Origin of the sequence: Alistipes dispar, from assembly GCF_006542685.1 — a bacterium.
GTDB classification, from domain to species: Bacteria; Bacteroidota; Bacteroidia; order Bacteroidales; family Rikenellaceae; genus Alistipes; species Alistipes dispar.
Window position 1 is genome coordinate 40,245 of sequence record NZ_AP019736.1, and the last position, 19,300, is coordinate 59,544.

The following is a 19,300-nucleotide window of genomic DNA, read 5'->3' on the forward strand; positions in this document are numbered from 1 at the left end:
GGCCGCATGAGCTGCCGGAAACGGTCGCCGAAGGAGGGTCCGCGGTCGCCGCGGGAAAGCACAGTCCGCTAATAGAACTGCGAAATCGTGCCCGTATATTGCACGGGATTGTACCACGGATTGGTGATCGTCAGGTTCGCCCCGCCCGTGCGCGAGAAGATCTCGAGGGTGAAGGTATAGGTCGAGGCCGAGAAGAGCGAGGTCGAGAAGCTGACCATCCACCCCTCCTGGGTCTGTTCGGTGGTGTAGCCCTGCAGATCGGAAACCGTGTAGTTGATGATCGTGACGTAGTAGGGAGCCACATACCCTTTTATATAAGGCAGGCAGATGTCGGCCGTGCCGTCCCAGATGCCGAGGCTGAACTCGGGATTCATGATCTGGCGCAGGGGCCCCGCCGGCTGGCGCTGCATCGACTGCGGATTGAACTGGAAGTTGCGCGACTGCACGAGCGAATCCATGAACTGTTCGTAGTTGGCGATCCGCTCCGCACGCCGTTTCTCGCGCACTTCGCGGCGCTCCTGTTTCGGAGAGAGCACCTTTTTCTGTCCGATGACGGTGACGGCCGCCGCACACATCAGCAGCCCGAGTACGATGATGACTGTTTTTTTCATAGCACATAAGATTTGTTACGGCTATGAAAGCAAAATCGGGGCCAGCGGAGGCTAAAGACCTAATTTTTCGAGAAATCGGCCCGTATGGCTCTCCGGACAGCGCGCCACCTCGTGCGGCGTGCCGCAGGCGACGATCCGGCCCCCGGCCGCCCCGCCCTCGGGGCCCATGTCGATCAGATGGTCGGCGACCTTGATGACGTCGAGGTTGTGCTCGATGACGATGACCGTGTTGCCGCGGTCCACGAGTTTGTCGAGCACCTCCAGCAGCAGGCGGATGTCCTCGAAATGCAGTCCCGTGGTCGGCTCGTCCAGAATGTAGAGCGTGCGGCCCGTGTCGCGCTTCGAAAGCTCCGAGGCGAGCTTGATGCGCTGGCTTTCGCCGCCCGAAAGGGTCGTACAGGGCTGCCCGAGCGTCAGATAGCCCAACCCCACCTCCTGAATCGCGCGCAACTTCTGGTGGATGGCGGGAATGTTTTCGAAGAATTCCACGGCCATATTGACCGTCATGTTCAGCACGTCGTCGATATTCTTTCCCTTGTACTTCACCTCGAGCGTCTCGCGGTTGTAACGGTGGCCGCCGCACGCCTTGCAGCGCACATAGACGTCCGGCAGGAAATTCATCTCGATCGTCTGCACGCCCGCGCCGCGGCACTCCTCGCAGCGTCCGCCCTTGACGTTGAACGAGAAGCGTCCCGCCTTGAACCCGCGGATCTGGGCGTCGGGGGTCATCTCGAACAGCTTGCGGATATCGGAGAAGACGTTCGAATAGGTCGCCGGATTCGACCGCGGAGAACGTCCGATGGGCGACTGGTCCACGACGACGAGCTTGTCGATATGCTCGATGCCCTCGACCGAATCGTATTCGAGCGGCTGGTCGAAGGAGCGGTAGAGCGCCTTCGAGAGAATCGGCCGCAGCGTCTCGTTCACGAGCGTCGATTTGCCCGAACCGCTCACGCCGGTGACGCAGACGAGTTTTCCCAGCGGGAACTCGACCGTGACGTTCTTGAGGTTATTGCCCCGCGCACCGCGGAGGACGATGCGCCCGCCCGTGCCGGGACGCAGATGCGCGGGAATCTCGATCCGCCGCCGGCCCGTCAGGTAGTCGGCCGTGACGGTCCCCGACTTCAGGATGTCGTCGAAAGTGCCTGCGGCGACGATTTCGCCGCCCCTGCGGCCCGCGCGGGGGCCGACATCGACGATGAAATCGGCGGCGCGCATCATGTCCTCGTCGTGCTCGACGACGATCACCGAGTTGCCTGCGTCGCGCAGCTCCTCGAGGCTGCGGATCAGCCGCCGGTTGTCGCGCTGGTGCAGCCCGATCGAAGGCTCGTCGAGAATGTAGAGCACATTGACCAGCTTCGAACCGATCTGCGTAGCCAGCCGGATGCGCTGGCTCTCGCCGCCCGAAAGCGAACGCGACGAGCGCGACAGCGACAGGTAGCCCAACCCCACGTCCATCAGAAAGCGCAGCCGCTCGCGGATCTCCTTGACGACTTCCTGCGCGATACGCCACTCCTTCTCGGTCATCCGCTCCCCGATACCGGCCACCCACTCCGAAAAATCGGCGATCGACATGGCCGACACTTCGGCGATATTCTTTCCGTCGATGCGGAACTGCAAGGCCTCCTTCCGCAGGCGCGAACCGCCGCAGACGGAGCACTTGCGGTAGATGAGGAACTGGTCGCGCCACTTCTGGCCGCGCTTCGAGTCCTCGTCCTCCGTGCGGCCGATGTACTCGGCGACGCCCTCCCACTGCAGGAACTGCCGCCCGCCCGAGGAGCTGAACTCCGAAAGATCGACCGTCAGCGGCTCCGAATCGCCGTACAGCACGGCGTTCAACCCCTCTTCGGAGAAACTCGACACGGGATCGTCGAGCGTGAAGTCATAACGGCGGCCCAGCATCTCCAGCATGGCGAAGAGCAGGTTGTTGCGGTACTTGCCCAGCGGCTCCACGGCCCCTTCGCGCAGCGACAGCCCCGGATCGGGGACGATCTTCTCCAAGTCGAAGACCGCCTCCTCGCCCAGGCCGTTGCAATGGGGACAGGCGCCCTTCGGAGAGTTGAACGAGAAGGTGTGCGGCGCGGGGTCCTCGAAAGCGATGCCCGTCGAAGGACACATCAGGTGGCGCGAATAGAAACGCTGCTGCTCCGTCCCGTAGTCATAGACGGCCATCGTGCCCTTGCCCTGCCGCATGGCCTCGCGGAGCGAGGTCATAAGCCGCTCGGCCGACTCCCCGCCCACGACGAGCCGGTCCACCACCAGGTCGATCGTATGGATCTTGTAGCGGTCCAGTCGCATCCCGGCCGAGATTTCGCGTATCTCGCCGTCGATGCGCGCATAGATGTAACCCTTTCTGGCCAGGGTCTCGAACAGCTCGCGGTAGTGGCCCTTGCGGCCCTTCACCACGGGCGCCATGACGGCGATGCGCCGCCCGGCGAAGCCCGAGAGGATCAGCTCGGCGATCCGCTCGTCGGTGTAGTGCACCATCTCCTCGCCCGTGACGGGCGAATAGGCGCGCGAGGCGCGGGCGTAGAGCAGACGCAGGAAATCGTTGATCTCGGTGACGGTCCCCACCGTCGAGCGGGGATTCTTGTTGGTCGTCTTCTGTTCGATGGCCACCACGGGGCTCAACCCCGTGATCTTATCCACGTCGGGGCGCTCCATCGTCCCGACGAACTGCCGGGCGTAGGTCGAAAGGGTCTCCATGTAGCGGCGCTGCCCCTCGGCATAGATCGTATCGAAGGCCAGCGAAGATTTTCCCGAGCCCGAAAGGCCCGTGATGACCACCAGCTTGCGGCGCGGAATCTCGAGGTCCACGTTCTTGAGGTTATGGACCCGGGCGCCGTATATCTTAATCGTGTCTTCCATCGTTCGGCAAAAAGGACGTCCCGGAGGCGTGCTTCATCGGATCGCGGCCGCCGGGCGCGAATCGGGCCGTAAAGATACGACATTCGGAGCGGAAAAACAAAGCCCCGCTATCCGAGAACGAACTCGTCGGCGTCGCGTCCGGCGGGAAACGCCTCCCGGAACTCCCCGGCTGCGGCTGGGTCGAACGCACCCGTCAGCGTGCACGTCTCCGCACCGGCCTCGGCGAGGGTCCGGCCCCGGAAATCGACGAGTGCGGAATCCCCCGCGTAATGCGCCGCCGGATCGCATCCCACGCGGTTCGCGGCGGCGACGAAGCATTGGTTCTCGATCGCCCGGGCCCGCAGCAGCGTCCGCCACGCGTCGCGCCGCGACGCGGGCCACGAAGCGCAGCAGAGGATGGCGTCGTAGTCCCCGCGACAGCGGCTCCAGACGGGGAAGCGCAGGTCATAGCAGACGAGCAGCAGAAAGCGCACGCCCCGGTAGCGAACCACGACGCGGCGCTCGCCGGGAAGGTAACCGCGCGCCTCGCCGCCGGGCGAGAAGAGGTGACGCTTGTCGTAATGGGTCGTCCGTCCCGAAGGCTCGACGAAATACATGCGGTTGCGGAAACCCTCCGGCGCGGCCACGGCGACGCTGCCGGCGACGGCGCAGCCGCACCGTGCGGCCCAGCGGCGCATGGCGCCGAGGATCGCACCGCCCTCCGCCGGTTCGGCCACGGCGGCCGGATCCGTGCAGAACCCCGTGGCGAACATCTCGGGCAGCAACGCCACATCGGCCCCCGAGGAGGCTACGAGGTCTCCGGCGCGCGCGAGGTTCCGGGCGGGCTGCGCCCACTCCGGGTCGGTCTGAAGAACGGCGATTCTGAGGTCCATACGCTTTCCGTGCTGCGTCCGGACACGCCTTTCCGGAAGGACGACACGGCCGGACCGTGTAAAAATAGCGTTTTTCCGCATAAAAGCCAAACTTTCCGGCCGGCCGGACTCCCCGGACCGCCGGGACGTTTGGATTCGGAGGAAATAAAACGTACTTTTGCAGCGAATCGAAAAAGCAAACGAGATGCTCAAAGCCGGACGCACCCAGACACTCACCGTAAGCCGCACGACGGAACACGGAATCTACCTCGCGGACGAGGAGCAGGCCGAAGTGCTGCTCCCGAACCGCTATACGTCGCTCGCGGACAAGGTCGGCGACCGCAAGGAGGTCTTCGTTTACCACGACTCGGAGGACCGGCTGGTGGCCACGACCGAACAGCCGCTGCTGCGCGTCGGCGAGGCGGGATACCTGCGCGTGGTGGACAAGACGGCGCACGGGGCGTTCCTCGACTGGGGACTGCACGGAAAGGACCTCTTCCTGCCCAACCGCAACCAGCAGGGAGGCATCCTCATCGGGCACAGTTATGTGGTTTATCTCTACGAGGACAACGTCACGGGCCGCTGCGTGGCCACGACCAAGCTCAAGAGCTTCGTGAACAACGCCCCGATCACCGTCGCCGAGCGGCAGCGGGTGACGCTGCTCGTCGCCTCGGAGAGCGAGATCGGCTACCGCGTGATCGTCGAGAACCGCCACTGGGGCATGCTCTACCGCAACCAGCTTTTCCGCCCGGTGGCCGTGGGCGACCGCCTGACGGGCTACGTGCGCCGCATCACCGGGGACAACCGGATCGACGTGAGCCTCCAGCAGACCGGATACGCACAGGTGCGGGACACGGCCGGGGAGCTGCTGCAACTGCTGCGCGACAACGGCGGCTTCCTGCCCCTGAACGACGACAGCTCGCCCGAAGAGATCGCCCGGCTCACGCGGACGAGCAAGAAGGTTTTCAAACGGTCACTGGGCGTGCTGCTCAAAAGCGGCGAGGCGGAGACGACGCCCGAGGGCATGAAACTGCGGAACAATGGCTAAGATCAACACGGCGGAACGGGTCTCGCGCGAGGCTTCGGACAACTTCGTATTCCAGCGCTCGCTGCTGGCCTACCATGCGGCGGCGGAGCGCATAGCCGGCGACGTGCTCGAGATCGGCACGGGCTCGGGCTACGGCATCGAGGTCGTGGCGCCGCACGCACGCCGCTTCACCACCATCGACAAGCACATCCCGCCGCAGGAGCTGCTCGCACGGACGGACGTCGCATTCCGGCAGGCCGTCGTGCCTCCCCTCCCTTTCGCCGACGCGTCGTTCGACTGGGTCATCACGTTCCAGGTGATCGAGCACATCCGCCGCGACGGGGAGTTCGTGCGGGAGATTCACCGCGTGCTGAGGCCCGGCGGGCAACTGATCGTCACCACGCCCAATGCCCCGATGTCGCTCACGCGCAACCCGTGGCACGTGCGGGAATATACGGCCGGAGAGCTGCGCACGCTGCTCGGAGAAAGTTTCGCTGCGGTCGAGACGCTCGGCGTCTTCGGAAACGCGAAGGCGATGGCCTACTACGAGGAAAACCGCCGCAGCGTGCAGCGCCTCCTGCGCTTCGACCCGCTGGACCTTCAGCACCGCCTGCCGCGCCGCCTGCTGCAACTCCCCTACGATCTGCTCAACCGCATCAACCGCCGCCGGCTGCTCGCGCGCAACACCGACCTCACGACGTCGATCCGCATGGACGACTACCGCATCGGTCCCGTCGGCGAAGGGTGCTTCGACCTCTTCTACATCGCCCGGAAATAGTTCCGGAACGGATACGATACGCCCCTGCCGCACATCGGATGCGGCAGGGGCGAACCATTTTAATTAAGAAGGGCCCGGGAACGCCGCCGGAAAGCAGTCCGCCCTCCGCACAGCGGTCCGACGAACGGGGCGAACCGGAATACGGGGCTTCACGGACGAAACGCCCCCAAGAGGATGTCCTGCAAGGCACGCACCGGGAGATCGTCCGCAGCAGAGGGTCAGTCGAGCGAGACGTGCAGGGTACGTCCGTCGCGGATTGTCCTGCGGCAGACCACCCGGTCGCCCGCCGTGACACGGACCTCCAGGCCCTTGTCCGCACGGGCCACCTCGACATCGAAGCAGGAACCGAACGCACGGATATTCCTCAGGCTCATCCGCTCCCACTTCGCGGGCAGGCGGGGCGTGAGATCGAAGGAGCGCAGACCGGTCGGACGGATGCCGAAGACGCCCTCGGTGAGAATCCGGCAGTAAAGCCCGCTCTCGGCCGAAAGGTGCCGCTGTCCGCCTTCGGGCCACGCCTCGATGGCATAGGGCACGTGGTCGCCCAACAACCGCCGCGCGGAATAGAACGACAGGTAGTCGGTGGTCTTCCCGGTCTCGCCGCAGGCATAGGCGCCGCGCAGGGCATAGAGGGTCGCACGGTCCCAGAAGGTCTTGTCGCCCGACTGGGTCAGCAGCCCGTTTTCGGTCCACAGGGCCGGAGAGAAGAGCGCCCGCACGGTCTCTTCGCTCCGTGTGTCGATCCCTACGGTGAGGGGAATGCAGATCCATGCCCGGAGCCGGTCGTTCCCCTCATAGTAACGGTAGGTGTCGAAACCCTCGACCCGGGCGCCGAAATGCCGTTCGATGGCCTCGCGCAAGGCGGCGGCTTCGCGGCGGTAGGCGGCGGTCTGCGCGGCGGGCTTATGCAGCTCGCGCCCCAGCATGGAGGCCGAAAGCAGGGCGTCGTAGTAGAGCGAGGAGGTGCAGAGGTTGGCGTCGCCGGCGGGGAAACGCCCCTCCAGCTCGTCGGAATCGGAAGCCACCACCCCGTCCGGCGTCAACTGCCGGCGGCAATATTCCAGACACCACTCCACGAGCGGCCACAGCTCCCCGGCCTCCCGCCTGTCGCCGCGGGCCAGCGCATAGCGCGAAGCGCCGTAGGCGATCATGGCCGCATCGCCGCGGTCCCCGGCGCCGTTCCAGATGCCGGTCCCTTCGGCGATGACCGAACTCGGCACGGGCCGGAAACCGGGATTCATGTACCGGGCGAAGTGCCCGAAGGAGCAGAGCGCCGAACGGTTGCCGTTCTCATACCCCAGATAGGGAAAGAAGGGATTGATGTACTCGGCCTGGTCGTTGGCCCAGATCGCCGCATAGTAGCGTTCGCCGCCGGGTCCGTGCATCAGGCCGCCGCGCGTGGCATAGATGCTCTCCGCCGCGCGGATTTTCGCAAAGGCGAACATCGCATCGACGACCGGATCGGGCGTGTCGAGCACCAGGTCCTCCTGCAGACGGGCGATCAGACCGCGCCGCGCCGCGAGTTCCGTGTCCATATCCAGCGAAGAGGGCCGCTCCCCGGCCTTCCGTCCGCCGAAGAAGGCGCCGAAGGCGACCTCCTCCTGCGGCGCGAGCGTCAGGGTCGTATCTCCCCGGATTTCGGCGACCAGCTCGTAGCTTCCCTCCACGCCCTTGTCCGCACGGGTACGGATCACCGACCGCGCCGCGGGAATCTCGACGAGGACGGGAGCGGAACCGCCGTTCCTCAGCACGTACTTCTCACAATAGACCGGGGCATCGACCGAAGGAAAGAGCACCCGGGTCAGCGAAAGGGGCTGTCCTCCGGCGCTCTCCCAGTCGCTCTCGACGGTCAGCGTCCCGTCGAACCGGATACGCCGCACGCGCTCCCCGCGCAACTCCTCGCCGTCAGCCTCGATCATCGCGGGAACATCCCACGCGAAACGCCGCATCAGCGAGGCGTGCGTATTGTTGGGTACGGTGCGCAGCATCGGCCAGACGACATTGCGGTTCAACCGGAATCCGCCGTCGGCGTCCACGCCGTAACGCACTACGACAGAGACCCGCAGACCGCTCATTTCGAGGTGGTCCCGGTGCGCATCGCCCTCCCGGACGATCCATTCGATGGCCGGATTTCCGTCCGGAGCGATCCGCCAGCGGGTCCCCTGCGGTCCGTCCGCAGCGAAGAGCGCGGAAGCGCACAGCAGAGAGACGACGGCGGTAAAACAGTTTTTCTTCATAACATGAAAGTCTTTTCAGTATTTTCGGCATTTTTCGATTCGCAACCAGCCGACGACGACCGCAACGGCCGCCGGACAGCGAACAGACGCGAACGAAGTAAAATTAGGCAAAATTTCAGTTCGAAACAACCTTCCGGCTCCTTTTTTTCGATTTTCGTCCCGAAACCCGGCCGCCTGAGCTTTCCGCGCAAGCCGGCAACAGCGCACGACAAACCGCAACAAACTGATTAAAAACCACTTGACGTATAATATTTCATGTCACATCATTTTTTCTTTGTTTTTATTGTTTTTTTTATATTTTTGCAAGTCGATCCTGCCGGAGGAAGCAAGGACCTCCGAGCATAATCGACTGAAAAACCGAAACTTAAAAACTTTATACTATGTATTGGACACTTGAACTGGCATCGAAACTCGAAGATGCTCCCTGGCCTGCCACGAAAGAAGAGCTGATCGACTACGCCGTGCGGTCGGGAGCGCCGCTCGAAGTGCTCGAGAACTTGCAGGAGATAGAGGACGAAGGCGAAATCTACGAATCCATCGAAGATATCTGGCCCGACTACCCTTCCAAAGACGATTTTTTCTTCAATGAGGAGGAATATTGATAGCTTTCGAGTAAACCAAATCGTTAATTATCAGCGCGATAAACAATGAAAATTTGTTTGTCGCGCTGTTTTTATGGCTTCATACGGTGCGAGTTGCGGTCAGTTACGGCAGCGAATACAAACGTTTCAACCAGCGTCTGTTGGCCCGTGTCGAACGGATCGACAGCCAGTTTGCGGAGTGTAACGAGTTGAATCCGACAGATTACGGCTGAGGTGGTAGCAGGCTTCCTTGCGGACGAGGCGCTTGCCTCGTCCGGAAACCGGCGCGGCGGTGAGGCGGAGGATTGTACGCTGCTCCGGAAGCCGCAACTGGTAACGACCGTCATCTCGGACTTCACGCCCGAGGCGATGATGAGCATCCACCAGTACAACCCGCGCGGCATTGCGCTGGTAGTCGATGAGATTCGGGCGCTGTTCAACTCCGTGAAACGCTACAACAACCGGAACAACCTCATCGAAAACTTGCTGACGGCCTACAGCGGCCAGCCGTTGAAGGTAATCCGCAAGTCGGAAGCCCGGCCGATCCTTATCAAGAATCCGTGCATCAACATCATCGGTTCGGCGCAGACCAATCTGCTGTCGGAGATCTTCCGGGCCGAATACATGGCAAACGGACTGCTCGACCGCTTTCTGTTCGTCTATCCGAAAGACCGGAGGATCTCGGGCTGGAAGCGCGACGACGGCACCATTGCGCGGCCGGATCTTGTCGGACAATGGCGGGAGGTGCTGAACAGAATCGTGAGCCTCCCGTATCCGACGGGTGTTGTGCTGAATATGGCCGACGACGCGGAGGAGTATTTCTACAACTGGTACAACGGCATCATCGAGGAGGTGAACGCCATCGAGGACGATGCGGAGGTGGAGAGCCGCAAGATGAAACTCAACGGCAATGCTGCCCGGCTCTCGCTGGTATTCCTGGCGTTGAAATGGGCGACGGACGGAGGCGGTATGCAATGCGTTGACCTCGAATCCGTACAGGCGGCCATTCGGATGATCGGCTATTATGAGGAGACTTATCGGAGGATTCAGGAGCTGATTGTCACAAGCAATATCGGCGAGTCCAAAGAGGCGTGGTCGTCGCTGTTGGGCGATACCTTCACGGCAGGCAATGCGATCGTCGCGGGAAAGCGGGTCGGGCTGTCGAGGCGCTCTGTCTATTATGCCTTGAAGCTGTTGTGCTGCCAGCCGAATCCCCTCCTGGAGAAGATCGACCACGGAACATATAGCAAACTCCGTCCGAACAAAGTGGCTGCACCTTGCACTATTGCACTTTCGGACGGCGAAACGAGCGGGGGCAGAGCCGGTCGTTGTATCTTACCCCAGTCGACGAACGTGAAACGCCTCATTCCGATCCCTCTCCAGCGGTGCCCTGAAATCGAACTATGGACAAAAGACGTTTATGACTGGTGCGCCCGATGATACGGGCAGGAGACCATCATCGGCTTTCAGGTTCATCTCAACGAGAGCAGTCCGCATATCCATGCCTTGATCGTTCCCGTCGGATAACGTGCCAAAAGCGGACGCGAATGTGTCATGTGGTCGGCGAAGTTCGGGAAGAACCGCTTCGAGTATGGCCGGATCCTTCGGGAGATGCACACCTCGCTCTACGAGGAGGTTGGCAGTAAATACGGACTTGAACGTGGCGACAGTATTGAAGGCCGGAACGTTAGCCATCTTAATAAACGCGACTACATCCGTAAAACTGACTCACGAGGCAAAACAGGCCGAGAAAGCGGTCAAAGGGCTTCAGTCTATGATACGGAGACTGGAAACACAGATTTTAAACCATAAATCGCAGCTCGATGAAGTCGAAGAGAAACTAGCGTCCGGAAGAATAACGCTCGACAAATACGACGCCCGGAAAACCGATCTTCTGAAACTCATTGCCGAGTACCAGACGAAGCTGGACGACAAGGCCGGTAAACTTCAGGCGAAAGAGCAGGAGCTGGACAGAATGACACGCGATATGGAGCGTGTCGGACGGATTGCACAACCGTTCCGCAACCACCAGATAGACTTCGACCTGCCAAGAATTGCCTCCAAGCCTCCGATGTTCGGAGTGGATAAATGGCTCGACGAGCAGAACCGGTCTATCGCCAACCGATTCGTGAAGATTGTCCGCCAGATTGAAGCGTTGTATCGGAAGGATGCCGAGCAACAGGTGCAGGCTGTGCAGCGAAATGCTTTGGTGGATTATCAGGAGCTTAAACGGCTGCAACAGGAGAATATGAGGCTTACGGATCTCAACGGGAACCAGACTGCACCGATGCAGGAGTTTATCGACCAGATGGCGGAGCCGTCTGTCCGGGAGCGGATCTTCTCCATCGCAGATGCGTTGATTGGAGGACAGCCTGTCGCTGTATCATCCGGCGGAGGCGGTGGCAACTCCGACTCCTACCTTCCTTCGCTGGGACGGGCGTAGGCCAGATGAGGAGGAAGAGGCGTATTGGAGAAGATGCTTACTATATGCTATCCGAATAGTCAACAATCAATCCAAGAAGTCTATACGCAGATAAGAAGTCTATCCGAGATGAATAAAAGGGGACTGCCAACTAAAGCGTATTTGTAAAGTTAATACATTCTTTACTAAACACACCTTAGTTTACAGTCTCATCCATTGACTATCTTGTTCTTGAAGTCTTCAAGAAACATCTCCTTGTTCTCGTCAATAAGTTTCTTTATCTTGACATCTTCAGCCTGTCGAAGAAAGCGGCGAATCGAGAGGGCAAACTTTTTTTGTTTGATAATTGATTGATAACCAGTAGTTAGTTTCGCTTAAAAAAGCCAATCTCTACTTATAAGCATACATAGAGGTTTTCAATAACCAACTGATACTGAAGACAAAAGTATATAAAAAAGTCGGATTGTAAAACACTGGAAAAGAACCTTCTTTTATCAATCAAGGAAATCAAAAAGTGTATAGAGCAAAGTGGCGCATGTATGGTATAGATAATTCCGTACATGCGCCACTTTCTTAATCATCTGATTTGCATTGATTTACATTAATTGTTATTATATACTATCATTTGGTACTGATAAGCATTAATTTGGTTTGTGGAGTGTATTATTGTCCACCTAAAAAAATCAAGAATATCTCCTTGAAACGGGTTTGACGAGCAGGTCGATGTGCTCGTGTTCAAGGATATGTTCCATTGCCTTGTATATGGGCATCTTTTCGATACCGGCAATCTTCAGGGCTTCCATCTTGATGGTATTCTCGATGAGCAGCAGGTAGTCTTCCTCCTTCAACTCGACATATTTCTGTGACTGTGATTTTAATTTTGCCATATTGATGTTGTTATTTGTTTCCGAAGTCGGCAGGAATTTCACCCCACAGGCGGTTGTCCCAGTGCAGCACTTCGACGTCCTTGATTCTTGCCTCCATCACTTTGAGGAATATCTCCGCTTTCTGCAATGCCGGGCATCTGCGTGAAGAGGCTGTCTGTTTGTTACGATACCACGTGATGGCTGTAATGCTGTCCGAGTAGATTGTTCGCGGACTTTCCGGATGTTCCATGACATATCTGACCGCCTCGACAATGCCGAGAAACTCCCCGATATTGTTCGTCCAGTTACCGATAGCTTTGGAAAAGAGTTCTTTTCCTGAAGAGAGGTCGACAGCCCGGAAGTGTGTCAACCTCTCTTTTGCAGAATGGGCACCGTCGGTCGCAATACCCACGACCGGTTTTTCTTTCATTGAATTCCTCCCTGATGTCTGTCTCCCGTATAGATGAACCCGTCGGATTCCATACGTCGTACCAGAGCACGCGCCTGATTCAGATAGTCGGTGATGACACCTTCCTTGTACTTGATATCCTTGCGTCCCTTGAGGATTTCCAGCACACCGTCTATCGTGCGGCTCATCGCGCTCTTGCCGTCTTTCGGGTCGAAGAAAATCTTTTTGTTGCCGAACGTCACGGTTACTTGATACAATGTCTTCGGGACGATCACTGTTTCCACATGCGCCTGAAATAACACGGGGGTAGCGGCAACGACTACATACCCGTTGGCTTTGTGCATGGGTTTCAACTCTACCGAGTATAGTATGTTTGGCTCGAGAGTTCCTTTCAGGTCTTCCGAAAGGACACAAATCTGCTTGCCGAATCTTGAGTCTTCACGGACTCCCATCAATTTACGTGTCTTGGAATGGCGCGAAACGAACCCTATCAGTTCGCCCGTCTCTTCCGATCTCGCAAACTTCAGTTGCGATTTTTCCGATGTCATATTACTGTTCTTTCATATTCAATCTATTGCTTTCAATTGACAATCTGTTTTCAATGGGTCACTTTTCCATACAAATATATGCCAATTTTTCACGCCAACAAAACGTTTTAGTTATTAATTTTCAGATGGTTATGCGTAATATATATAGAGAAAAGGCTGCATTCAGTACAGCCTTTCCTCCTCTGTAAAATGGCTGAAACGCTCGTCAGTATCAGAAGTTTGCAGTAGATAACGGCATTTCCAATAACGGTAAATCCGCCTTCCGTTGGGTATACAGTGATTTATATCGTCGGCATTCAGATATTGGTTCCCTTGTTCCGTACCGTGGTGCATCCATGTGGCGCACCCGGGCAGGTCCGGGTTGTTCCGGACATAGAAGTCCATTTTCTCTTTACCGGCGACAAAGATGTTGTGTATCCGTACGTCCTTATCGATAGGAAACCGGTAGGCGTACAACGCGAAGTCACAGATGTCGGTTTCCAGCAGGTTGCCGCCAAAGTGTTCGGGAGCTTTCCGTTTCAGGTTCTCGAACCCCTCCAGAATACCCGGCCTGTCGCATATCTCGGCAAACCTTTCATCCGTTACCGGCGCAGCCGTCGCATAAACCACCCGAAAACCATTATCCGTACTGTCCAGTACCATGACATGCGCGACTATCCCCGGTGATTTGTTGATACTTTCGTCAATGCTGTCCGAGTCCGTGGTCAGACAGCATTTCAGCGTTCCGATGATTAATACCGCTACCACCAACAGTGTCCAAGGACCTATTGCTGCCGCTATCAATACCAATTCATCGGCCCGTTTCCGTATTTGTTTCATTGATTTTGAGAATGTGGCGGCCGGATACCCCCCGGACCTCGGACACACATACCTTGCATCCTGCATCCAGCAACCGGTTTCTACATTCTTCCAAGGCGGCGTCGGAAATCCTGATGGCAGGTATACCCGCCGCCGTCATCTTGAACCGGGGCACTTCCGTGATCCGGGTAATCGTTTCGGCATCATCAAAATACGCCTCGAATGAATCTCCGACATGGAAAAGGATGATGGTTTCCACGCCATGCCTTTCCTTCATGCCGCCGTAACAGCGGCGAATAATCTCTTCCTTTTTCATATCAAATAGATATATTAGGTTTGATGTCAGCCAAACATGAAAGTGCCTGTAATCCGTTCAACTGCCGGGCTTTCGTCCGAAATACATATACAGACTTTCTTCATCTGACAAATATACAATAAATTACGGAACGACCCATGTCTATTGCATGAAACTATCCTTTCATCTTCACCTCCCTTCTTTCAAATTGTTCGCGGATGATTTCAACGAGTTGTCCGATGCTGTCGATTTTTTGACTCTTACCGCAGGCTTTGCCATGGAACAATGGCGTGAAGTACAGGTTAAAATCCTCATTGATGGAAAAACCTCCCACGAGGACGATACCCGCCTTGATACGGTAATACTCGCCGTACATAGCGTAATCATCCGTAGTTTTGGTGAACCCGTACTCCGGCAACAAGTCCGGCAAAGTGTCCAGGATCGGCCGGATGACATCCTTGAGAAAATTCGGGGTCTCAACTTCCTTTTTCCGTTTCCGACCTTTTCTGCCGGTTCCGTTATCGTCTTGCAGGTAATGGGCATCGAAACGATCCCGATACCTTTCTGTCAGTTCCTTAATATCCATATCCTTTATACATTTAATTGTTTTCCTCAAGCCACTCTTCCAGTGTCATGGAGTCCTCGAAACCGTATTCGTCAATCTGTACATAGCCGTCCTTTTCCGTGATAAACTCTTTCCTGGTCAGGATGGTTCCGCCATGATTTACCATCACCGTCGGTTCGATGGTCGCCAGACGGTCCCCGTCATCCGACTCCCGGATATCGTATGCGTACAGTCCCTCCGGAACGGCATTCCGGTCAATCCGCATATCCGTAAACAATGCAGGCGTGTCATTGATGGTCATAGACTCAAAGGTCTCGTTGCCAATGTTTTCTTTTGTAATCATATTTATTGATTCAAATAGTTTATTATTCCTGCTTGGGAAGTTCAATGGCTCTTACCCAATTGTTCCGGTCATCAAAACATTCATCATTGATGTTGGCCGTAAATTCCAGCGGTGTCATCTTCTCAACCCGCGTGGCGGGGTTATTTTCGTAATCACCGATGATTTTCCCGGCCGGAGCGTCACGGTCAAATTCGTCCAGCGGGAAAGAGAATATCCATATTTCCCGGTCTTTATCTTCCCCGAGAAACGCCTTGAGGTTGTCTGTATAAGCCAGGCATTTGTCCCACGAGGCTTCCACGAATGAAATGATTTCCTCTTCCGGTTTGCCGGTACGGTCTTTCAGGAATGCAACGGCATTCCCTTTCCAGATATCCTGCTCGACACAGAGTTCCAGATAACGTTCCCAGACTGTCACCAGCCAGTCCATGTTGATCTCATGCAGGTGGCGGCAGGTGAAACGCTCCCGGCTTTCCGCGTTGTAAAGCGTGCAGCTTCCGTCCGTGCGTATCTCCTCCAACCGGTACATGGTGTATACCGGTATCCCGTGGCCATACCCGTCTTCCCCTTCCTCCTCGACATATACCGTATGGGGTAACATATTTTCCGGCATTTTCGGTATCGCGCACAGGTTGGCTATAACTTCCTGTTCCAACGCTTTTTGTTTCTCCTGTACTCTCATTGTCTATACATCTTTTAATATGATTTTACCTTCTTGAAATAATCTCTGTTTGTAACGGCGGTGGTTGCGTATATTTTCGGTATGTTTCTTCCGGTCATATTTATACAAGCCTTTTGCCTTGTTCTCTTTCAGCAGTTCCTTGTTCCGCTCTTCGCTTTCTGGGTTCACGATGAAGGTTATCAGCCTGCGGCTGACACCGTATTCCCGGGCAAGCTGGCGCTGGCTGACAGCTTCTGTCATGTAACGGTGGAAAATTTCAGCCTTCTGAAAAGGAGTGAGCTTCTGCCTGCGGTCATATTGTGTCCCGCTGATGATTATTCCCGAGCTTTTGTATGGCATGGTGAAGTCTGTTTTTCGTTTGTGGTCCATGAATGGTAGATGCGTTGTTTGTCATCTAAGGAGAGCAGAAACCAGCGGCTATAAATCCGTTCCAGCGTTTCGGTGTCGTGCCCGTATATCGGTCCCAGTTCGTTTGCAAACATCGCCGCTACCTTCAGTCTCCTGGTATCGGACAGCTTCTCCCACCAGCGGCAAATGGCCTTGTACTGCTTCACGTCCGTTACAAGGTCCGGAACCGGAGCGGAGGAGATATATCCCGCCTCTTCGCCGCACGGTGCCTGCCAGAACCCCTGTTCGCAAAGTGCGCGTTGCTCGTCACAAACCCGTTCTGCAAAGGATTTGAGTGCCATTTGGAATATCTTTCTTTCCAGTTCCTTACGTTCCATGGACAGTTCATGCACACCCACGTTCAGCCCGTGCTTATTGCGTTCATCCGGGGAAAGTTTGTTGTTCAAGGCTTTCCTGACCAGTTCCAGCCGTTCTTTCAGAGGGCCGTATTCGTTGTTATCTAAATACCGGTTAAACAGTTCCTGTTCGTTTCCGGGCAGTATGAATATATTTTCCATCATGCATCATTTAAGTTATCGGATGTGAATAGGATATATCGCAGTGGATAGCGGGTGTCGGGGTGCGGAAATAGCCACGAGATCCCGTGCCGTCAAGGGACGCAGAAAAACGGCATCGAACTCCTGGGTATCGTCTTCACGGATATCTCGGACTTCAATGGTCCATGTGCCTTCATAGCGGCACCAGGCAATCACCTCCAAAATCATTTCCTTTCTGTAGTCAGCCGGTCCGTCCCCGAAACTTTCACGTATCCGCTTAATTGCATCGTCTGTCAGCCGGACAAATTCCCCTTTGCGGAACGGAGCTTCCGGCGTAACGGCAGGAGCCAGCATCTGCCAGTCTTCATGTCCGTCCAGGTCTTCCACGGCCATTGCGTAGGCTTTGTATTCAGCTTCGGTCTCGAAATGTCGGGTTATCACATATCCCCCGGATTCGGCCGTGCTCTCCACCGACGGGATATCCCCGGTTTCCCTGTATATGCTCACAGTATCCTTACCGAGTAGAACTTTTACTGTTATCATTATTGCAGATGGTGTGGTTTTATTATAAATGGAACTCCACGTCTTCCTCCTCGAACTCCGTGTCATGATCCTCGTTGTACTCCTCGACGGTCGAACCAGGGACATAGGTCTCTCCGCCAATCCCATAACGTCCGGCATCGAGCAGTTTCCGAAGGGTTTCGGTGTCCCCGTTTAGAATCCTTTCGATCTCCTCCCGGCTGCCCCGGACGCTAACTCCGAGACGCAGCCAGAGATTTTCCTCTCTCGAGGTGTCCGCCTCTTCCGACCGGTGGCGTATGATATGATAATCACTCCATCCGTCGGCATCGTTTACCCCGGCGATGTAGGCATTGTACTCCGCCTCAGTCTCGAACTCTTTCTCGTCCACGACGCCCCCGTTATCCGCCAGCCATTCTTCAGAAGGCAGTTCATTGTTCTCTTCATATTCCCGTACGGCGTCCTCGCCGAAAATCGTTGTTATCTTTATCATGTGTCTTTGGGTTTTGAATATTTGTTATTTAATGGTTATCAAACTCGTTTGCCCGAACCGGTTTGATTCGGTTCGCAGACAGCCACCCGGTTTCCGGCGCGTATCAGTTTGGGGAGATACACGTCCAGGTCACGAAAAGAAAACCGCAGTTCCTTGACGCCTTTCCCTTGCCCGTCGACGCGTTCGGCGGTGGCAATGCCCAAAATGCCGGAAGCGGCGATGGCATCATCCTCATACAATTCACAAGATTCCCCGTTTCGGAAAATGTACAGGGCATCCGGGTGCGCCGCTTTCATCTCGCGGTATTTTCCCATCATGTCGGAAACTCCCGGGACATTTCCGTTCCCCGTTACATTCCGGGTCTTCAGTAGGTTCCTCGTGGCGTCGATGTCGATGAAATTCGTCCAGCCGGCTTTATGAAGTTCGACAGCAGCTTCCCGCAGGGATACCTTCCCGTTCTCGACCTCCTCTTTCAGGGATTCGAGAATGTTCTTGATTTTATAATCATTCATCATATTTTTTATTCTTTGGTTACATTGTTACTTGTTCCGACGGTATTCCGGTCAAGGGGAAAGCACCCGTGGCCTCCGGTAACCCGTCGATACACTGCCCGTCGTCAGGATTTCCCCGACAGGTAATGCCCGATGGACTTGTAACGGTTAGGAATGTTCGCGTTCTCGTTGAAACCGTTCAGGCAGTGGAGCAAGGCATCTTCGAGCGTGACATAACGACGGTCGAAAGTTTGGATATTATCCAGACAATAAGCATTTACAGCGTATTTGAAAGGCGCATACATTCTTTCATTCTCCCGCTTTAGAATGACGAACCAGTCGAAATAGAGTTTCAAGCGGAAACCGTCGCTCTCGCCGACTTTCATCAGCCGCTCTTCGTCGAGGAGCCTTTGCACGAGTGCGGCATCGAGCTGACGGGTATACTCCCTGTACGCCTTGATACGGGCCGTGTAAGCTGCGGCATATTGTTCGATGTCTGTTTCTTTCAGCCGATGTTCCGCCGGGTAAAAGTCCAGCACCTCTTTCGTCGTGACGGGAATTTTCAGGTCGTCCACCCCGATCTCGTAGGTCTTGTTTTCCAACACGTCGTGGAACTCGAACCCTTGAATTCCCATGAGGGTAAATTCTCGCGTCGGGTCAGGGAGCGCAAGTGATTTGAGCTCTTCGAGGTCGCGGCACACGGCCACGACCGGATACTTCTCGACCACGTCTGACGGGCCTCCGATGCGGATATACGCCTTTTCACACCCGTCGTAATCACCATGCCGGACAATGTCGCAGCAGGTGTAGTTGGGGGCGGCACGATGCCGCGCCGTATATTCCGTCCAAAGCTTGTCCAGCCCGGCTTTTACTTCGTCAGGGTCGGTCAGGGCAACGTTGCCGCACTGGCTGCACCGGCCGTCCGACAAGGCGTTGCGGGTAAATTCGAGGAACTGTCTGGTGTTCGGGTCGATGACGGCGGTACATTTCACTCCAGTGCCGCCGCAGATACTGCATACGATTGACATAAGTTTT

General features: G+C 56.5%; 25 protein-coding genes. 7 read left to right on the forward strand and 18 right to left on the reverse strand.

The window, feature by feature from the left end; genetic code table 11:
• Positions 1 to 68: 68 nt before the first annotated feature.
• From FME97_RS00190 to FME97_RS00200, 3 genes are all read right to left on the reverse strand, one after another.
• Positions 69 to 611, reverse strand: coding sequence for a DUF4251 domain-containing protein (locus FME97_RS00190; RefSeq protein WP_141427423.1), 543 nt, complete (start codon positions 609 to 611; stop codon positions 69 to 71).
• A 51-nt stretch (positions 612 to 662) separates the two neighbouring features.
• Complete coding sequence (uvrA, locus tag FME97_RS00195; RefSeq protein WP_141427424.1) at positions 663 to 3,479, reverse strand: excinuclease ABC subunit UvrA; 2,817 nt, start codon at positions 3,477 to 3,479, stop codon at positions 663 to 665.
• A 107-nt stretch (positions 3,480 to 3,586) separates the two neighbouring features.
• Positions 3,587 to 4,351 carry a nitrilase-related carbon-nitrogen hydrolase gene (locus FME97_RS00200; RefSeq protein WP_141427426.1) on the reverse strand — a complete coding sequence of 255 codons (765 nt, stop codon included), beginning with the start codon at positions 4,349 to 4,351 and terminating at the stop codon, positions 3,587 to 3,589.
• A gap of 184 nt (positions 4,352 to 4,535) precedes the next feature.
• Here FME97_RS00200 and FME97_RS00205 point away from each other — a divergent pair, with 184 nt between their 5' ends.
• Both FME97_RS00205 and FME97_RS00210 read left to right on the forward strand, forming a co-directional pair.
• Positions 4,536 to 5,378 (forward strand): CvfB family protein, encoded by an 843-nt coding sequence (locus tag FME97_RS00205; RefSeq protein WP_141427428.1) that lies wholly within the window; start codon positions 4,536 to 4,538, stop codon positions 5,376 to 5,378.
• Positions 5,371 to 6,135 carry a class I SAM-dependent methyltransferase gene (locus FME97_RS00210; protein WP_141427429.1) on the forward strand — a complete coding sequence of 255 codons (765 nt, stop codon included), beginning with the start codon at positions 5,371 to 5,373 and terminating at the stop codon, positions 6,133 to 6,135. The genes FME97_RS00205 and FME97_RS00210 overlap by 8 nt, the downstream gene beginning before the upstream one ends.
• 218 nt (positions 6,136 to 6,353) lie before the next feature.
• On the opposite strand, the gene FME97_RS00215 is transcribed toward FME97_RS00210, so the two are convergent.
• The gene (locus FME97_RS00215) at positions 6,354 to 8,372 is read right to left on the reverse strand and encodes a hypothetical protein (RefSeq protein WP_141427430.1); all 2,019 of its coding nucleotides are present in this window, start codon (positions 8,370 to 8,372) and stop codon (positions 6,354 to 6,356) included.
• A gap of 3 nt (positions 8,373 to 8,375) precedes the next feature.
• Here FME97_RS00215 and FME97_RS00220 point away from each other — a divergent pair, with 3 nt between their 5' ends.
• The 5 genes from FME97_RS00220 (at position 8,376) to FME97_RS00235 (ending at position 11,396) form a co-directional block, all read left to right on the forward strand.
• Positions 8,376 to 8,603: a hypothetical protein gene (locus FME97_RS00220; RefSeq protein ID WP_141427432.1), complete on the forward strand. Its 228-nt coding sequence runs from the start codon at positions 8,376 to 8,378 to the stop codon at positions 8,601 to 8,603.
• A gap of 149 nt (positions 8,604 to 8,752) precedes the next feature.
• Positions 8,753 to 8,974, forward strand: coding sequence for a DUF2795 domain-containing protein (locus FME97_RS00225; protein ID WP_019150042.1), 222 nt, complete (start codon positions 8,753 to 8,755; stop codon positions 8,972 to 8,974).
• Positions 8,975 to 9,027: 53 nt separating this feature from the next.
• On the forward strand, positions 9,028 to 9,186 hold the full coding sequence (locus FME97_RS12370) for a hypothetical protein (protein ID WP_162502038.1): 159 nt from the start codon (positions 9,028 to 9,030) through the stop codon (positions 9,184 to 9,186).
• A gap of 1 nt (position 9,187) precedes the next feature.
• On the forward strand, positions 9,188 to 10,393 hold the full coding sequence (locus FME97_RS00230) for a DUF3987 domain-containing protein (RefSeq protein WP_232522898.1): 1,206 nt from the start codon (positions 9,188 to 9,190) through the stop codon (positions 10,391 to 10,393).
• A 220-nt stretch (positions 10,394 to 10,613) separates the two neighbouring features.
• Positions 10,614 to 11,396 (forward strand): hypothetical protein, encoded by a 783-nt coding sequence (locus FME97_RS00235; RefSeq protein ID WP_232522899.1) that lies wholly within the window; start codon positions 10,614 to 10,616, stop codon positions 11,394 to 11,396.
• A 662-nt stretch (positions 11,397 to 12,058) separates the two neighbouring features.
• Here FME97_RS00235 and FME97_RS00240 read toward each other — a convergent pair.
• The 14 genes from FME97_RS00240 to FME97_RS00305 form a co-directional block, all read right to left on the reverse strand.
• Positions 12,059 to 12,262 carry a hypothetical protein gene (locus FME97_RS00240; RefSeq protein WP_004303920.1) on the reverse strand — a complete coding sequence of 68 codons (204 nt, stop codon included), beginning with the start codon at positions 12,260 to 12,262 and terminating at the stop codon, positions 12,059 to 12,061.
• A gap of 10 nt (positions 12,263 to 12,272) precedes the next feature.
• Positions 12,273 to 12,671 carry a ribonuclease H family protein gene (locus FME97_RS00245; protein ID WP_055205351.1) on the reverse strand — a complete coding sequence of 133 codons (399 nt, stop codon included), beginning with the start codon at positions 12,669 to 12,671 and terminating at the stop codon, positions 12,273 to 12,275.
• On the reverse strand, positions 12,668 to 13,198 hold the full coding sequence (locus FME97_RS00250; RefSeq protein ID WP_055205352.1) for a hypothetical protein: 531 nt from the start codon (positions 13,196 to 13,198) through the stop codon (positions 12,668 to 12,670). Before FME97_RS00250 ends, FME97_RS00245 begins: the two co-directional genes overlap by 4 nt.
• A 162-nt stretch (positions 13,199 to 13,360) precedes the next feature.
• Positions 13,361 to 14,017 (reverse strand): hypothetical protein, encoded by a 657-nt coding sequence (locus tag FME97_RS00255; protein ID WP_055205353.1) that lies wholly within the window; start codon positions 14,015 to 14,017, stop codon positions 13,361 to 13,363.
• Complete coding sequence (locus tag FME97_RS00260) at positions 13,989 to 14,312, reverse strand: MutS N-terminal domain-containing protein (protein WP_004293682.1); 324 nt, start codon at positions 14,310 to 14,312, stop codon at positions 13,989 to 13,991. The genes FME97_RS00255 and FME97_RS00260 overlap by 29 nt, the downstream gene beginning before the upstream one ends.
• Before the next feature lie 154 nt (positions 14,313 to 14,466).
• Positions 14,467 to 14,877: a hypothetical protein gene (locus tag FME97_RS00265; protein WP_118160638.1), complete on the reverse strand. Its 411-nt coding sequence runs from the start codon at positions 14,875 to 14,877 to the stop codon at positions 14,467 to 14,469.
• Between the two features lie 13 nt (positions 14,878 to 14,890).
• Entirely contained in the window at positions 14,891 to 15,199 is a 309-nt protein-coding gene (locus FME97_RS00270; protein ID WP_008143065.1) for an LPD28 domain-containing protein, read from the reverse strand.
• A 22-nt stretch (positions 15,200 to 15,221) separates the two neighbouring features.
• Positions 15,222 to 15,878 carry a hypothetical protein gene (locus FME97_RS00275; protein WP_055205356.1) on the reverse strand — a complete coding sequence of 219 codons (657 nt, stop codon included), beginning with the start codon at positions 15,876 to 15,878 and terminating at the stop codon, positions 15,222 to 15,224.
• Between the two features lie 3 nt (positions 15,879 to 15,881).
• Complete coding sequence (locus FME97_RS00280) at positions 15,882 to 16,217, reverse strand: helix-turn-helix domain-containing protein (RefSeq protein ID WP_055205357.1); 336 nt, start codon at positions 16,215 to 16,217, stop codon at positions 15,882 to 15,884.
• Positions 16,193 to 16,786: a hypothetical protein gene (locus FME97_RS00285; protein ID WP_055205358.1), complete on the reverse strand. Its 594-nt coding sequence runs from the start codon at positions 16,784 to 16,786 to the stop codon at positions 16,193 to 16,195. The genes FME97_RS00280 and FME97_RS00285 overlap by 25 nt, the downstream gene beginning before the upstream one ends.
• A gap of 12 nt (positions 16,787 to 16,798) precedes the next feature.
• Positions 16,799 to 17,305, reverse strand: a complete 507-nt coding sequence (locus FME97_RS00290; RefSeq protein WP_004322683.1) for a hypothetical protein — start codon at positions 17,303 to 17,305, stop codon at positions 16,799 to 16,801.
• Between the two features lie 22 nt (positions 17,306 to 17,327).
• Positions 17,328 to 17,774 carry a hypothetical protein gene (locus tag FME97_RS00295; protein ID WP_141427434.1) on the reverse strand — a complete coding sequence of 149 codons (447 nt, stop codon included), beginning with the start codon at positions 17,772 to 17,774 and terminating at the stop codon, positions 17,328 to 17,330.
• A 38-nt stretch (positions 17,775 to 17,812) separates the two neighbouring features.
• Positions 17,813 to 18,289 (reverse strand): MutS N-terminal domain-containing protein, encoded by a 477-nt coding sequence (locus FME97_RS00300; protein WP_008143055.1) that lies wholly within the window; start codon positions 18,287 to 18,289, stop codon positions 17,813 to 17,815.
• Between the two features lie 101 nt (positions 18,290 to 18,390).
• Positions 18,391 to 19,293, reverse strand: coding sequence for a hypothetical protein (locus tag FME97_RS00305; RefSeq protein WP_141427436.1), 903 nt, complete (start codon positions 19,291 to 19,293; stop codon positions 18,391 to 18,393).
• Between the last annotated feature and the right edge of the window lie 7 nt (positions 19,294 to 19,300).

What these genes read in the sequence shown, in the direction of transcription:
- FME97_RS00285 (WP_055205358.1), bottom strand. Translation starts at nt 16,786, where the DNA reads ATGATGGAAAATATATTCATACTGCCCGGAAACGAACAGGAACTGTTT.
- FME97_RS00190 (WP_141427423.1), bottom strand. Translation starts at nt 611, where the DNA reads ATGAAAAAAACAGTCATCATCGTACTCGGGCTGCTGATGTGTGCGGCG.
- FME97_RS00250 (WP_055205352.1), bottom strand. Translation starts at nt 13,198, where the DNA reads ATGACATCGGAAAAATCGCAACTGAAGTTTGCGAGATCGGAAGAGACG.
- FME97_RS00305 (WP_141427436.1), bottom strand. Translation starts at nt 19,293, where the DNA reads ATGTCAATCGTATGCAGTATCTGCGGCGGCACTGGAGTGAAATGTACC.
- FME97_RS00270 (WP_008143065.1), bottom strand. Translation starts at nt 15,199, where the DNA reads ATGATTACAAAAGAAAACATTGGCAACGAGACCTTTGAGTCTATGACC.
- FME97_RS00290 (WP_004322683.1), bottom strand. Translation starts at nt 17,305, where the DNA reads ATGATAACAGTAAAAGTTCTACTCGGTAAGGATACTGTGAGCATATAC.
- FME97_RS00275 (WP_055205356.1), bottom strand. Translation starts at nt 15,878, where the DNA reads ATGAGAGTACAGGAGAAACAAAAAGCGTTGGAACAGGAAGTTATAGCC.
- FME97_RS00255 (WP_055205353.1), bottom strand. Translation starts at nt 14,017, where the DNA reads ATGAAACAAATACGGAAACGGGCCGATGAATTGGTATTGATAGCGGCA.
- FME97_RS00205 (WP_141427428.1), top strand. Translation starts at nt 4,536, where the DNA reads ATGCTCAAAGCCGGACGCACCCAGACACTCACCGTAAGCCGCACGACG.
- FME97_RS00200 (WP_141427426.1), bottom strand. Translation starts at nt 4,351, where the DNA reads ATGGACCTCAGAATCGCCGTTCTTCAGACCGACCCGGAGTGGGCGCAG.
- FME97_RS00210 (WP_141427429.1), top strand. Translation starts at nt 5,371, where the DNA reads ATGGCTAAGATCAACACGGCGGAACGGGTCTCGCGCGAGGCTTCGGAC.
- FME97_RS00240 (WP_004303920.1), bottom strand. Translation starts at nt 12,262, where the DNA reads ATGGCAAAATTAAAATCACAGTCACAGAAATATGTCGAGTTGAAGGAG.
- FME97_RS00215 (WP_141427430.1), bottom strand. Translation starts at nt 8,372, where the DNA reads ATGAAGAAAAACTGTTTTACCGCCGTCGTCTCTCTGCTGTGCGCTTCC.
- FME97_RS00245 (WP_055205351.1), bottom strand. Translation starts at nt 12,671, where the DNA reads ATGAAAGAAAAACCGGTCGTGGGTATTGCGACCGACGGTGCCCATTCT.
- FME97_RS00300 (WP_008143055.1), bottom strand. Translation starts at nt 18,289, where the DNA reads ATGATGAATGATTATAAAATCAAGAACATTCTCGAATCCCTGAAAGAG.
- FME97_RS00260 (WP_004293682.1), bottom strand. Translation starts at nt 14,312, where the DNA reads ATGAAAAAGGAAGAGATTATTCGCCGCTGTTACGGCGGCATGAAGGAA.
- FME97_RS00295 (WP_141427434.1), bottom strand. Translation starts at nt 17,774, where the DNA reads ATGATAAAGATAACAACGATTTTCGGCGAGGACGCCGTACGGGAATAT.
- FME97_RS00280 (WP_055205357.1), bottom strand. Translation starts at nt 16,217, where the DNA reads ATGCCATACAAAAGCTCGGGAATAATCATCAGCGGGACACAATATGAC.
- FME97_RS00225 (WP_019150042.1), top strand. Translation starts at nt 8,753, where the DNA reads ATGTATTGGACACTTGAACTGGCATCGAAACTCGAAGATGCTCCCTGG.
- FME97_RS00265 (WP_118160638.1), bottom strand. Translation starts at nt 14,877, where the DNA reads ATGGATATTAAGGAACTGACAGAAAGGTATCGGGATCGTTTCGATGCC.
- uvrA (WP_141427424.1), bottom strand. Translation starts at nt 3,479, where the DNA reads ATGGAAGACACGATTAAGATATACGGCGCCCGGGTCCATAACCTCAAG.
- FME97_RS00220 (WP_141427432.1), top strand. Translation starts at nt 8,376, where the DNA reads ATGAAAGTCTTTTCAGTATTTTCGGCATTTTTCGATTCGCAACCAGCC.